We start from the raw sequence: 12479 nt of genomic DNA, 5'->3' as shown, positions 1-12479 counted from the left end.
TCGCTCTATCTCGCGCGATGCCGGATCACCGTCTTGACCCGTGCGCATAGCGTGCAGGCGTCCTTGCTGCGCTCATAGCCCCGCTGCCCGCCGAGTCCGCGCGTGACGAGATTGGCCTGGCTGCGCACCGACAGGTCCAGCCGCTCGGTGATGCAGTCGTCGCACACGCCCGCACCGTCCAGCCGCGCGATCAGGCGCTCGATCTGACTCGCTATCGTGGTGCCCCCGCTCATCGCAGCGGCTATAGACTCTCTCGCGAAATCCGAAAGCGGGAAGGGGATTGGCGCTTTCGCTACCCACCAGTTCGCGTTGCGGCGAAGGCGATTCCTCATCCCGGCATCATCACTCGCCCCCATGCCGGGGCGCGGGACGTTGGACCTGGGACGGCCGCGAACCCGCAAAACCATCGCGCGAAACCGATTTCCCCGCGCCGCCGAGGCGGCGCTCCTCGCGGCCGCTTCGCTTCAAATCGGCTTTCGCGCTTCCGGTCCTCCGCTGACGCTCCGGCCTTCGGTTCGCGGGGCCGCTCGCACCGTCCCTGTGGTCCGCCCATCGCCCGGCACGAGGCCCGGCGAGATACCAAGGAGATGAAGAATGCCTGCCATCGGTTATGTGCAACGCCAGTCCGACGGGTCGTTCAAAGGCGCGATCCGCACGCTTTCGATCAACGCCGAGGTCGCCATCGTGCCCAATCGCGGCAAGACCGGCGAGCAGCCCGACTACCGCGTCGTATCGAACGGCGTCGAACTCGGCGGCGGCTGGATTCGCACCGGCGAAATGAGCCAGCGCGAATATGTTCGCCTCGCCATGTCGGCCCCCGAACTCGGGCCGCGCACCCTCTACGCCAACCTCGGCCGCGCCGCCGGGCAGGATGACGACGACGCCTTCGCGATCATCTGGAACCCTGGCGACTGAGCCGATCCGCCCCGCGCCGGACATCCGGCGCGGGGCATTTTTGTTTCAGGCGCTCCTTTTTGGGGGATGAAATCAGCGCCGGGGCCGATCCGGGAGGTGAGAAATCCGCTCAGTATTGCCCAGCATCCGGCGGCGAACGGGCTGCGTCAAGGATCGACGGTGCCCCCAATTTTGCCGCCGTCTCCGCTTCGCTTCGCTCCACTCCGCCGCCGACAAAATCGGCACCCCCATCGCCCGCTGCGCGGCCGCTTCGCGGTCCTGGACCCAGCCCGTTCGCCGCCGGGCGAAGCCTCATCTTTCGCAAGATGAGGAGAAAAATCATGTCGATCGAACAGCAAATCGAGGAACTGCGCGCCGAACTTTCATGGTGCGACGATGCCGCCGAACGACGCCAGATCGAGGCCGAATTGCGCGCGGCGGAAAGGAAGGGAAAGCGTCGCGACCGGGCACAGCGCCAGGCCGAACAGGCGTGCCGGCACAGGTGATCCGATGGCCGTTGGAGCGGTTTTCGGGAGAGGCGCCGACGGGCGCCGCTCCCCTTTTTGATCGCGGGAAGGGGAAGGCGAGGGGGTTGAGCAGATGGGGAGAGCAGGGGGCGCGATGGCAAGATATAAAGCTACGGCACCCCCGGTTGCCGTAACTATTTGTCTGTACATCGTTTTTAGGGGGAAGAAAACAGTGCCGCCATGCTGGCGACAGTGCCAAGGGGGTAGAAATCGGCGGTTTTCCGCCATGTTCGGCGGCACCGATTTTCATATGTCCGGGCCGCGCGCATGATCGCGCATCCTCTCCCCAAAAGGACGCCGCCCATGTCCACCGAAGATGATTTTGAACCGCGGCTTGGCCGCATCGGCGACAAGGGCCGCGCGCCACGCCCGCGCAAGTTTCTCTCGCGCGTCATCGCCGCCGCCAATCTCGCGCGCGGCGGTGCCCCCGGTCGCGCCCGGCAGTCGGCCTTCACCGGCAGCCGGATCGGGCGCGGGGCCGGCGTCGGCCGCGTCCTGTCGTCGCGCGACCGTTTCGCGGCGTTTCGCCAGCGGCGCGTGATCGTCAAGGTTCGCACCGTCAAGCTGGGCGGCAACGGCTTCGAGGTCGCCAAGGCGCACATGCGCTACGTCGAGCGCGACGGCACGACGCGCGAGGGCGGCCGCGGGCAACTCTATAGCGCCGACAGCGACGCGGTGGACCGTAATGCCTGGCTCGAACCGACGAAGAACGATCGTCACCAATTCCGCTTCATCGTCAGCGCGGAGGACGGCATGGAATATGACGACCTGAAACCGCTGACCCGGCGCCTCATGCAGCGTGTCGAGGACGATCTAGGGACCAAGCTCGATTGGGTGGCGGTCGATCACTACAACACCGGTCACCCGCATACCCATATCATCGTGCGCGGGAAGGACGAGCGCGGCGCCGATCTTGTCATCGCGCGCGACTATATCAGCCACGGCCTGCGCGAGCGCGCCTTAGAGCTGGTTGACCTCGACCTTGGCCCGCGCACCGACCATGCGATCGAGCAGCGCCTACGGGCCGAGGTGGAACAGGAGCGGTTGACCAGCATCGACCGCGCGATGCTCCGCGAGGCCGACAAGGATATTCTTGTCAGTTCCAATGCGCGCGGCGCGTTCGATCAGGCAATTCGCATGGGGCGGCTCAGGAAGCTGGAACGGCTCGGGCTGGCGACCCGCCACGGTGCGGCGCATTGGCGGCTCGTCCCCGATCTTGCCGACACGCTCCGCCGCATGGGCGAGCGGGGCGACATTATCCGCACCATGCAGCGCGCCTTTGCGGCGCGCGGGACCGCGCCCGCGCTGGTCGATCAGATCATCTATGACCCGGCTGCAACCGATGCCCGCCCGCTTGTCGGCCGCGTCGTCGAACGCGGTCTGTCCGACGAATATGCCGACCGCCATTATGTCATCGTCGAGGCGACCGACGGGCGCACCCATTATGCCGAGATCGGCAAGGGCGATGGGGTCAGTCCGATCCCCAAAGACGCGATTGTCGAGATTGCGCCGCGCAGCGCCGGCGGCGTTCGCTCCTCCGATCGCACGATTGCCGAGGTCGCCGCCGTGAATGGTGGACGCTACACGATCGACGCGCATTTGCGCCACGATCCGACCGCAAGCGAGCGGTTTGCCGAGACCCATGTCCGCCGGCTCGAAGCGATGCGGCGTGTGATGCGAAACGTCGAGCGCGAACCCGATGGAAGCTGGATCATCACCCCCGACCATCTGGGCAAGGTGGAGCAGTTCGAGGCGCGTCAGCTTCGCGACCACCCCGTCACCGTCGAAACGCTGTCGGTGGTGCCGCTCGACAAACTGCCGGGGGCCGAGGCCGCGACGTGGCTCGACCGGGAATTGGTCGCCGACAGTCCGGCGTCGCTTCGCGATGCCGGTTTCGGCGCCGAGGTTCGCGCCGCGCAGACCTTGCGGCGGCAATGGCTGGTCGCCGAGCAGCTTGCCGAGGGACAGGGCGGGCGCACCGTCTATCGGCGTGACATGCTCGCATCCCTTCAGCGCCGCGAATTGCTCCGCGTCGCGGACCAGCTTTCGGACGAGATCGGCAAGCCCTTCGCCGAAGCGACGCGGCAGGAGAGGATACGGGGGCGATTGGTCCGCGCCGTCGATATGACGAGCGGGCGGCAAGCCCTTGTCGAGCGATCGCGCGATTTTACCCTGGTTCCGTGGCGGCCAGTGATGGAGCGCCATATCGGCAAGAACCTGGCGGGCATCATGCGCGAGGGCGGCACAAACTGGACCTTCGAACGGCAGCGTAGCGGACCGAGCATTTCGTGACCGATATCGGGAAGTTCTGCCGGTTTCGGCCTGTCCGCTTTCGGACTCGCAATTCGGAAAGCAGCCGGTTGCGGGTGACTGGTGCGCCGCAAATTTCTATCCCCGTGACGGCCGCTCTGATCTATGCCAACCTAACGCAATGATCACACGGGAATATGCTGCCTGCGAGGAGTGCGAGACGGCACATATCCTCCGCATCGGGATTGGAGCCGAACCCACACAAGCGCACCAGTTCTCATGTAGCAACTGCGGGGAGGAGATGAACATTCGCCTCGAACGGGGGATTGGCTTCATCTATGGTCCCAACGCCCTGAAAATCGATCCGATCAATGATGGTCCGATTGTAAATCTTCATCCATCGTTCGTGTTCTCCAAGGACGATGTTGGACGACACGACGCCTTTCCCAGTCTCGAATTCGGGGCAGAGATGATCAAGGGCATCCTCGCCGCTCGCGCAAAGGCTGGCTTGTCCCTCGATCTAGCTAAACTAACTGCCGAAAGCTCGCCCAATGCTCGTATTACCGAGGAGTGGGAGCATTTGCGCGCAGCATGGTCCCTAACGCGGAACGGGAAGACAGAACTCGCAGAGAAGCGTCGCACAGGGTTCGTCGATTCTGCTGGATATCCTGAGCCGCCCGACAGTTTACCCGAATGGGTATTTCAGTTCGCCGGGCGCTTAGTCCAACCGCGATTTGAAGAGATTTTCGAAGGCCTGTTTGAGCAAGTCCGGATTGCCAAGGACAAGCCCGATTTCGGTCGCTTCATCGACTATTACAGCCGCGAGCTCAGCGCCAATCATGGACGCCGATATTTTGAAGTGTGCAAAGCCTATCTCGGAGCATTTTCGGAGTTCTCTCAAGTTCATTATCTGGTCACCACCAATGTAAACGTGGGCAAGGATCATGCCGCGGCATCGACGAATTTCAAATCGACCAGAATGTTCTACGGCGACGCGTTCGAGGCTTTCGGCGACAACGTCGAAGTTCTCGTCGCGCTTAACAATCTCGTTGAGGACCGCCCTTTCGACGAGCTGCGAACAATCAGCTTCGAGAAATATCGCGGGACAGACAAAGCGGGTCGCTGCAATGCTTTGGCCGACAACCCGGCAATGGCCGCTGTTTGCGGTGATTTCGACAATCAAATCCGCAACGCTTCACACCACGGAGGAATGGTGTTCGACAGTAAGTCAGGATCAATCGAATACCGCGCCGGTAAAGGCGGCCAAGGGGACATCCATCACATCGGGTACGCGACCTACCTCGCTCGATGCACGCTGATGTTTGTCCAACTCATGAATCTGTTCCGCATCGAGATTTTCATTGCCCATCAGTTTGGGGCCCGCTTGCCACTATAGCCTCGGCCAGCCAAAGGATCGACTTTGGACGGTCCGCTTAAAGGTACCGAACGCAATGTAGGGCACAGATCATTCAGCGGCACTCCACGTTATCTTTCAGGGTCGGGCAGTGCCGAAGCGGACGAGATGCGAGGCTTGTATCTAAGCGCTCGGATTCATAAGAATGGAGTTATGCCTTCAGCTCCCGAAATCCCGTTAGATATTCGAGAGGCAATGCACGACTGCATTCTTGCCATATTTTGGCCGAAGAAAAAAATTGTGGAGTTCTTATTAAGCGTCAATTGTCCGCCACAGTTGGTTGCAGCGCCCGATAGCGACATATCACGCCATTTGATTGTCACGGATGCCTTCTCGCGCCTTTCGGCACGTCCGGATCGCGGATACGCCATCTACCAGACGATGATAGATCGTCTCGCCAACTGGAGCTACTTTGATCCCTACTATTTCGACAAGCTAGGCAAGCTCGATCGGAATCAAGCCGAGAGCAGCATTGCCAAGCTCAAGCTTGCTGTCGACAATCGCAACGCTACAACGACGGTCCGGAGAACAACCGCGGCGCAGACGCATGCGAAACAGGTCAAGACAGCCGACCTCAGGGCCCTCCACCAAGCATTCTCCCAACTCTTTGGTAGCGGGATGTCGCCTCAGGCCCGCGGCAAATTATTCGAGACATTCCTTCGCGAACTTTTCAGCAGGCAATCTGTCAAGATGGGCGATCATTTTTGCTTAAAGGGCGAAGAAATTGATGGCACTTTCAAGTTCGAAGGAGAAAATTACATCGTTGAGGCGAAATGGCAGGAGGCGAGCGTCAGCACCGGTCAACTTTATCATTTTGCACACAAGGTCGATGGTAAAATGCATGGCCGCGGTCTGTTCGTGTCGGTCAACGGATTTTCGCGCGATGGAATCGAAGCCATCGTTCGTGGCAAACAGATCCAGACAATTCTCATGGACGGGGAAGATCTGTCTCATGTGCTCGAAGAGCGCCTCACTCTAGAGTCGCTTTTGGATTACAAAATCCGCGCAGCCCAAACTCGCGGAGATGTCTATGTTTGCGCGCTCCGGCAAGCGAGTAAAGTCTAATCCGATCGACAATCTATGCAATTGACGAAGCGCCATCATTATACGCCGCGATACTATCTTAGGCGATTTGAAAACGCCGACGGCGCGCTCTGGCGGCTCGATACCGAGACCGGACAGATCGCAAAAGGCAATAATGAACGCTTCGGATTCAAAAATAACTGGAATCGGCTGCGCAATCCGCCTGTTGGCTATGCGCCCGACTGGGCCGAGCGGCAGATTGCACAAATCGACGGCCATGCATCGGCGGTTGTCGCAGAGATATTGGCGGGGAATTTCCCTAAGGATATTGGCGCGCTCGCGGCGGCGATTTCGTTCATGCTTTACAATCAACCGCGCCTCATGCGCGAGATCGATGCAAAGCATGCCGCCGAAACGGCACATTGGACGGAAGATCATCGCCTGATCGTCAAGCTTCGGACGGCTATCGACAATGCGAAGTCTTATATTCCGCTCTACTATGCCCTGAAATTCATCGGCGACGACCTCGAAGGCGCGCGCTTTCTGACGTCAAGCAATCCCGTAATCGACTTCGAGAACAAACCGACAATGCTCTTGCCGCTTTCGAGCCGGCATTGCCTTTTCATGTCGTTCGATCCAGCGCACGAGCATTTTCGGCCCACGACGATCGCGTGCGACGCGGCGCTCGTCGCCGAAATCAACAAGCTCACCGTGCGGAACAGCTGGCACTATGTCTATTCTTCGACGCCCGATTTCGACTAGCAGCAGCGGCTTTGCCTATCGTCGCCACCCTCACAAAGCTTGTTGGAACGCGCCGAAGTTCCATCTATGTTCCGATAGACATCCTGCTGAATGAGGAATCTATGACCGACGATGCGAGCGATCGAACGCTAGCGCTGCAATGTCCGACTTGCGGCAGCGAAGAATTCCGCTTTGGCGAGCCCGAAGCGCCGGTGATCTGCGACCGGTGCGAGCGCAGCTTCGCGCGCGAAGAGCTTGTTCGCGAGAATGGTGAACGTGCTGAGGCAGCCTTTGAAGAATTGGCGCCCGACCTTCTGCGCGAGGCGGCCGATACGCTTCGGTCCGGACTCAAGAAGGCGTTGAAGGGTTCGAAGAGCCTGACCTTTAAATGAGCGGGGTCACCATCGACCTCTCGGACGTCGCCGCTTTCCTCGCGCTCGCGGTCGCGATCTGGTCGGCGGTTCAGACGGGCCGTTTCAACCGCCGACAGACCGAATTTTCCCACACCGCGCAACGGCTCAACGAGCTGCTCATCGCGCGCGAAGCAGCCGACGATGCCGAGAAGCGGCAGGCCGACGTATCGGCCAATTTCGTCAAGATCGGGCGGAATGACTATCGCTTCAAAGTCTATAACCGCGGCCCTGGCACCGCGCGCAACGTACGGGTGACCTTTTCGCAGGGTGAAGAGGTGCTGGCGGGGGACGAACTTGAAGAGAAGTTTCCGCTGCCCATGCTCGAGCAGCAGCATCATGTCGACCTCCTCTGTTTCATCCATATGCAGAGCCCGCGGCGCGCCGAGCTCACGCTGCACTGGGACGACGAGAGCAGCACCGAACGGCAGAAAGAACTCGTCCTCGACATTTTCTGACCCGAGCCGTCGCCTCCCCTTCTTGGAAAAGCCATCATGGCGAAGCGCCACCATTATGTTCCCGTCACCTATCTGAAGCGCTTCGTCGATGCGAAGGGCCAGCTGCTTGTCATCCGCAAGGACGCGCCCGAGCAGGTTTTCCGCCAGCGCCCCGAGGCAGCGGCGTTCGAGAAATATTATTATTCGCAGGTCGACGACGACGGAACGCGCGACGACTCGCGCTTCGAGGAGATTTTCAGCACTGTCGAAAGCCGCTGGAGCATGATCGTCGAGGCGCTCGCGCGGCGCGCGCCGATGTTCCGCGAGGCCCCCGACATCATCACCTCGATCGCACTGATGCGCGTGCGCGGCCCGGCCTTCCGCGACGCGGTCGAGCTCCATCTCGCGTATCTCGTTCGCGGCGCGATGAAGGCGGTCGTGGCCCGCGGATTGGCTCCGCCCCCGCCGCTCCCGATCGCGCTCAACGATCTCATCGTCTCGATCGACCCGCATCGTTCGCTGATGGCGATGATCGGCGGGCTCGATGATATGGCGGCACTACTGCGGCGCCTCCATTTCGACGTTCTTCATAACACGACCGCCGTCCCCTTCCTCACTAGCGACAACCCGGTTGTCTTCTTCGACGCCGCGCTGCCCCGCATGCACATCCAGCCCTACCCCGATGCCAACGCCTGCCGCCGGTTCGAACTGTTGTTCCCGCTGACGCCAACGATGTTGCTGCGTGGGCGGCTGCGGCCGGTGCGGCAGGACGTCGGTCACCGGACGATCAACGACCCGGCGATCGTCTATCGTGCCAACGCGCTTGTCGCGCGCTTCGCTTATCGTTTCGTGTTCGCAAATGCGCCGGGACAGGAGGCGGTGGTCGAGCGCCACGCCGCGGTCTCGCCGGTCCCGCGCTTCGACAGCGCGACGACCAGTTCCGATGACTTTGCATTCGAGATGACGTTCGGCGAGCGGCCTGACAAGCCCCGCTGGCACCCTCGCGACGACGCCGGCTAGAGCGCACCGAATGCCGCATCGAGCCGCGGCGCGATACGCGCGTACCAGTCACGGTAAAGCGGACGGCAGGCGAGCGTGAAGATGAACCAGCAGCCGAAGATCGCGGTATGGTGGAAGAACGCACCCCACGGCAGCTTGCCGTGCGCGGCTTCGTTACGCAGCGCCGGACCGGGACGGAAGTTGAACAGGATGTCGATCTGGTGGACGCGGTCGATCCCGAAGATCGCTTCAAGCTCGCCGCGGTTTACGTCGAGGAGCGCGGCGAGCGCGCGGTCGCCTTGGAGGAGGTCCTGCTCGATCTTCGACGGATCGCAGTTCGTCAGCATGAGCAGGTGGCGCAGGCTGTTTTCGAGCTGCGGGAACAGGAGATGGCTCGCGCTCGCATAGTCGCCCTGAAACATACGCGAAAACGCCAAGGCGAAGAGCGGGGCGCGGCCACGCGGGACGAACGGACTCGCATCGACGATCGGCGCGAGATGCCGCTCCTCGACCGGCATGCGCGCGATCACGGTGAGCCGCGCAGGCTCAATGCGCCCGTGCACCTGCTCCTGCATCACAAATTCCATATGCTTCGCGCACTCCGCGCGATACCAATTTTCGCTTGGGCCTGCATCGGAGAGCGCCTCGACACGCGCAGCTTCGCGGCCCTCGGCGTCATAATAGCTCGCACCGATCGACGCTGCGAGCGGATGCTCGCGGGCGCTTTCGAGCACGAGCGCGCGCAATTCGTCGCGGGACGGCGCATCGGCCATGTTCGAGAGGAGAAGGCAGGCGCGCGCGAAGCTCGCGTCGGCGAGGAGTTCGCGCGCCGCGCGCTGCTGGTCCCCCAGATCAAGCGTGTAATGGAATGCCGAATGATCGTCTTGCGCTGTGGCCTGGAAGGCCTTGAGTTCCTCGCGGAGCGCGAGCACGCGCTCGCGCGTACCCGGGATATCGCGCATTTCGCCGAGTGCCGCCTTCGTCCAGTGCGCTTTGACGGCCGCTTGGTCTGACTGGTCCCGCATTCGGAGCGTCGCCTCGGCGGCGGCGAGCCGGCAGCGGCGCCCGTCGTCGCCGGCGCCGGCGCGCTCGTGGCAGCCGGCGGCCAGTATCCATACGCGTTTGACCGCCTCGGGATAGACATCTGGCCTCGCGGAGGCGGCGAGCGCTTCGGCATCCCGCGCAACCTCCTCGAACGTCCGCAGCTCGTGCGCGAGCCCGACATTGCCGATCTCGTTGAACGCGACATAATGCGCGCCGGCGATTGCCGCGTCGTAGCATGCGCTGAACGTCTCTGTGAGACGCGCGGGCATCGCACCGCGCTTGCTGAGTCGCCGCCCGAGCGCCGCCGCGCGCGCGAGCGGCGTAACGACGTCGAGGATTGAGACACGATCGGGAACGCGCGGCCGAATGCTGTCGTCGAGCCTTCCTCGTGCGATATGGCAATAGGCCTCGAGCGCCATACCTGCCGCCTGCCAATGTTTGCGGGCGTTGTAGAAAACGAGATCGCCGACCTTGGCGCGCAGGTGCAAATTCTCCCAGCCGGCAGCGACGGTCGCGAGAATATCGCTCTGAGAGCCCGCGATGTCGTCGGGGATCAGGCTGCGCTGCTCGCCGACAATGACCATCGGCGCGAACGGCTTGGCTTCGTCGCTCGAATGCACCCTGATCCCCAGGATGTCGGCAATAAAGGCCAGCGCGTCGGCGCTCATGGCATCACAGCCCTCGCGCGCCTGCCGGGCAGCCGTGCGCAGCGTCTGCTCGACGGCATACTCGTCTTCGTCGGCCACGGGCCGGAGCAGGTCATTGAGATCGAGCGCTACGAGTTGGTCGGCAGTGAAGAGCGGCCGCACCTCGGTGGGGGCCGCGCGCTGATTTTCGCGCTCTCCCGGTTCGGTCTGCTTCCCGTTCTCGCCGCCATCGTGCGCCCCGGCCATTCAGTCGCCGCCTTCTGCAAGACCGATCGCGGCGACGAGGCGCCCAAGGTCGGGCTCGACAGCAACGGCGCGGTGAACCGCCGCGAGATCCAGCCGCTGTGCGAGGTCCACCGCGTCCATCGGCTTCTCATAGCTCGGCCAGCGTTGGGCAATCTGCGCCTCCGCAAGCGCCGTCGACGGCGGTCGAAGCGCGGCGCAATGTTCGAGATGACGGAGCAGCATCGCCTCGTGGCACGGTGCCTGCCAGACGAGCGCTAGCTCCGCGCGCGCGGCAATCGCGGCGATCTGGACATCGCGCGCGGGGACCAAGCCCCATTTGTCGCGGTCGAGAAGAATGAACTGAGCGTGATAGCCAATCTGCCGCTTGCGCTTTCGCTCGGTGAGCCGCCGGATGGCGCGCTCGACGATCGCAAGGGGGTCGCCCCCGCCCGGCTGCAGCAGCACAGGGTCGAGATGCACCGCGAGCGACGCCTCTTCGACCAGGCGCGCGAGGAAAGCGACATAGCCGCGCTCGCTCTCTCCCTCGCAGCCGATGAAGATCGGCGCGCGCTGCGGTCGGAAGGGGCGGCGCCGTCTCATCCGATATGGGGGACCGCGCCATAGGCGCCGGCGAGATATTTGCTGTAGAGATTGTCGCCGCGGCGGACCGCCTTGATGTCCATCAGGCTATAGATCGACGTCCGACCCGCTGGATCCTTCTCGGCGAAGACGATTTCTTCCTTCGCGAGATCGTCTAGCAGCGATGCCGAATGGCAGGTGATCCAAAGCTGCGCATCATGAGGGTTGCGCCCCTCCCGGTCGTGGAACCAAGCGAGAATCTCGGGGAGCACGAGCGGATGGATCATGAGGTCGAACTCGTCGATGATCACGATCCCGCCGCGTGCGAGCGCGATCGAGAGCAAGGGAAAAATGCGGATGAACGCTTTGGTGCCGCCGCTTTCGAGTTGCCAAGGCATCTCGACACCGAGACCTTCGTGCTTGAACATCGGATAAGGCCCATTCGTGCCGGTCTCGATCCGCATCGCCTCGACACCGACATCGATGCGGCGAAGATCGCGATTGAGCGCCTCGACAAGGCCGGGGTCTGCCGCGAGAAAATTGACGACCGCCTGGTCGTTCGGCGCCCCATCCCAGCCGAGGTTCCCGACGACGAGCGACAGCTGCTCGACGAACTGCGCGGCCGTCGGATGCTGGAACATCGCAAAGGAGGAGATGACCGAAACGTTCGGCCGGAGCGTGTTGAGGAGATGGCGATAGCCCGCGATCGGGAAGCTCGCGCTGCCCTTGACATCGCCTGCGGCATTGCGCTCGAAGATGCGTTGCCATTTGCCCTTCCCATCGGGACGCTGGCGCAGCGCCTCGCTCGTGACGCGGGCGGCGAGGCCATCATCCACTGCGATCTCGAGTTCGTAGCGAAGAAGACCGAAGTCAGCCGTCGCGCCTGCCTCGATCTGCTCCACCTTGTCGGCATCGAAATCCATGATGCCGCCAAGCTCGACCGCGAGCCGGATCGGCCGTGCCATTGACGCCTCGTCGTTGAAGCGTTCGAGCCCGAAAAAGCCCGGCGCCGTGCGCTGGACGCTGTCCTTGGCGAAGGTGAAAAGAAAGTTGAGCGCCTTGAGGATCGTTGTCTTGCCAGATGCATTGGCGCCATAGATCGCGACAACTTTTGGCGCGCGGTACGCCGAGCCCGGAAAAAGCGGCGCGAACCGGTCTTCTTCGCCGGGGACATTGGGCGGGATCGCTAGGTCGAGGACCTGCGCATCGCGAATCGAGTAGAAATTTTCGAGTTCAAGGCGATAGAGCATAGCGGCCTCCGTTGGAGCTATAATTAATACTTTAACGTG

General features: G+C 62.4%; 13 protein-coding genes. 9 read left to right on the top strand and 4 right to left on the bottom strand.

Annotated features, from left to right (window positions below; all coding sequences use genetic code 11):
* Positions 1–5 precede the first annotated feature (5 nt).
* Positions 6–233, bottom strand: a complete 228-nt coding sequence (locus ACOTSS_RS10425; RefSeq protein ID WP_448688100.1) for a hypothetical protein — start codon at positions 231–233, stop codon at positions 6–8.
* 361 nt (positions 234–594) lie between these two features.
* Between ACOTSS_RS10425 and ACOTSS_RS10420 the strand changes: the two genes are divergently transcribed.
* The 9 genes from ACOTSS_RS10420 to ACOTSS_RS10380 all read left to right on the top strand — a co-directional run bounded on the left by ACOTSS_RS10420 (position 595) and on the right by ACOTSS_RS10380 (position 8716).
* Complete coding sequence (locus ACOTSS_RS10420) at positions 595–915, top strand: DUF736 domain-containing protein (protein ID WP_448688099.1); 321 nt, start codon at positions 595–597, stop codon at positions 913–915.
* A 320-nt stretch (positions 916–1235) separates the two neighbouring features.
* The gene (locus ACOTSS_RS10415; protein WP_448688098.1) at positions 1236–1400 is read left to right on the top strand and encodes a hypothetical protein; all 165 of its coding nucleotides are present in this window, start codon (positions 1236–1238) and stop codon (positions 1398–1400) included.
* A 324-nt stretch (positions 1401–1724) separates the two neighbouring features.
* Positions 1725–3713 (top strand): relaxase/mobilization nuclease RlxS, encoded by a 1989-nt coding sequence (gene rlxS, locus ACOTSS_RS10410; RefSeq protein ID WP_448688097.1) that lies wholly within the window; start codon positions 1725–1727, stop codon positions 3711–3713.
* A gap of 259 nt (positions 3714–3972) precedes the next feature.
* Positions 3973–5067, top strand: coding sequence for a hypothetical protein (locus ACOTSS_RS10405; protein WP_448688096.1), 1095 nt, complete (start codon positions 3973–3975; stop codon positions 5065–5067).
* Between the two features lie 213 nt (positions 5068–5280).
* Positions 5281–6150, top strand: coding sequence for a restriction endonuclease (locus tag ACOTSS_RS10400; protein ID WP_448688095.1), 870 nt, complete (start codon positions 5281–5283; stop codon positions 6148–6150).
* 21 nt (positions 6151–6171) lie between these two features.
* Positions 6172–6870, top strand: a complete 699-nt coding sequence (locus ACOTSS_RS10395) for a DUF4238 domain-containing protein (RefSeq protein ID WP_448688094.1) — start codon at positions 6172–6174, stop codon at positions 6868–6870.
* A 101-nt stretch (positions 6871–6971) separates the two neighbouring features.
* The gene (locus ACOTSS_RS10390) at positions 6972–7241 is read left to right on the top strand and encodes an ECs_2282 family putative zinc-binding protein (protein WP_448688093.1); all 270 of its coding nucleotides are present in this window, start codon (positions 6972–6974) and stop codon (positions 7239–7241) included.
* Positions 7238–7717 (top strand): hypothetical protein, encoded by a 480-nt coding sequence (locus ACOTSS_RS10385; RefSeq protein WP_448688092.1) that lies wholly within the window; start codon positions 7238–7240, stop codon positions 7715–7717. The genes ACOTSS_RS10390 and ACOTSS_RS10385 overlap by 4 nt, the downstream gene beginning before the upstream one ends.
* Positions 7718–7753: 36 nt before the next feature.
* A complete protein-coding gene (locus tag ACOTSS_RS10380) occupies positions 7754–8716 on the top strand; it encodes a DUF4238 domain-containing protein (protein WP_448688091.1) in 963 nt (320 codons plus the stop codon).
* Here ACOTSS_RS10380 and ACOTSS_RS10375 read toward each other — a convergent pair.
* Genes ACOTSS_RS10375 through ACOTSS_RS10365 form a run of 3 tightly spaced genes read right to left on the bottom strand, consistent with a single transcriptional unit; the run spans position 8713 to position 12440 of the window.
* A complete protein-coding gene (locus ACOTSS_RS10375) occupies positions 8713–10632 on the bottom strand; it encodes a DUF7380 domain-containing protein (protein WP_448688090.1) in 1920 nt (639 codons plus the stop codon). The two genes, ACOTSS_RS10380 and ACOTSS_RS10375, sit on opposite strands and share 4 nt — an antisense overlap.
* A complete protein-coding gene (locus ACOTSS_RS10370) occupies positions 10633–11211 on the bottom strand; it encodes an RloB domain-containing protein (RefSeq protein WP_448688089.1) in 579 nt (192 codons plus the stop codon). It abuts the gene before it with no gap.
* The gene (locus ACOTSS_RS10365; RefSeq protein WP_448688088.1) at positions 11208–12440 is read right to left on the bottom strand and encodes an AAA family ATPase; all 1233 of its coding nucleotides are present in this window, start codon (positions 12438–12440) and stop codon (positions 11208–11210) included. Before ACOTSS_RS10365 ends, ACOTSS_RS10370 begins: the two co-directional genes overlap by 4 nt.
* Positions 12441–12479 lie beyond the last annotated feature (39 nt).

The organism is Sphingopyxis sp. NJF-3 (genome assembly GCF_053514865.1).
This window is presented reverse-complemented; position numbering and strand designations above follow the sequence as displayed.

Coding starts and splice junctions, on each gene's coding strand:
- ACOTSS_RS10420 (WP_448688099.1), top strand. CDS start 595: ATGCCTGCCATCGGTTATGTGCAACGCCAGTCCGACGGGTCGTTCAAA.
- ACOTSS_RS10380 (WP_448688091.1), top strand. CDS start 7,754: ATGGCGAAGCGCCACCATTATGTTCCCGTCACCTATCTGAAGCGCTTC.
- ACOTSS_RS10415 (WP_448688098.1), top strand. CDS start 1,236: ATGTCGATCGAACAGCAAATCGAGGAACTGCGCGCCGAACTTTCATGG.
- ACOTSS_RS10385 (WP_448688092.1), top strand. CDS start 7,238: ATGAGCGGGGTCACCATCGACCTCTCGGACGTCGCCGCTTTCCTCGCG.
- ACOTSS_RS10425 (WP_448688100.1), bottom strand. CDS start 233: ATGAGCGGGGGCACCACGATAGCGAGTCAGATCGAGCGCCTGATCGCG.
- ACOTSS_RS10370 (WP_448688089.1), bottom strand. CDS start 11,211: ATGAGACGGCGCCGCCCCTTCCGACCGCAGCGCGCGCCGATCTTCATC.
- ACOTSS_RS10400 (WP_448688095.1), top strand. CDS start 5,281: ATGCACGACTGCATTCTTGCCATATTTTGGCCGAAGAAAAAAATTGTG.
- ACOTSS_RS10390 (WP_448688093.1), top strand. CDS start 6,972: ATGACCGACGATGCGAGCGATCGAACGCTAGCGCTGCAATGTCCGACT.
- rlxS (WP_448688097.1), top strand. CDS start 1,725: ATGTCCACCGAAGATGATTTTGAACCGCGGCTTGGCCGCATCGGCGAC.
- ACOTSS_RS10375 (WP_448688090.1), bottom strand. CDS start 10,632: ATGGCCGGGGCGCACGATGGCGGCGAGAACGGGAAGCAGACCGAACCG.
- ACOTSS_RS10405 (WP_448688096.1), top strand. CDS start 3,973: ATGAACATTCGCCTCGAACGGGGGATTGGCTTCATCTATGGTCCCAAC.
- ACOTSS_RS10365 (WP_448688088.1), bottom strand. CDS start 12,440: ATGCTCTATCGCCTTGAACTCGAAAATTTCTACTCGATTCGCGATGCG.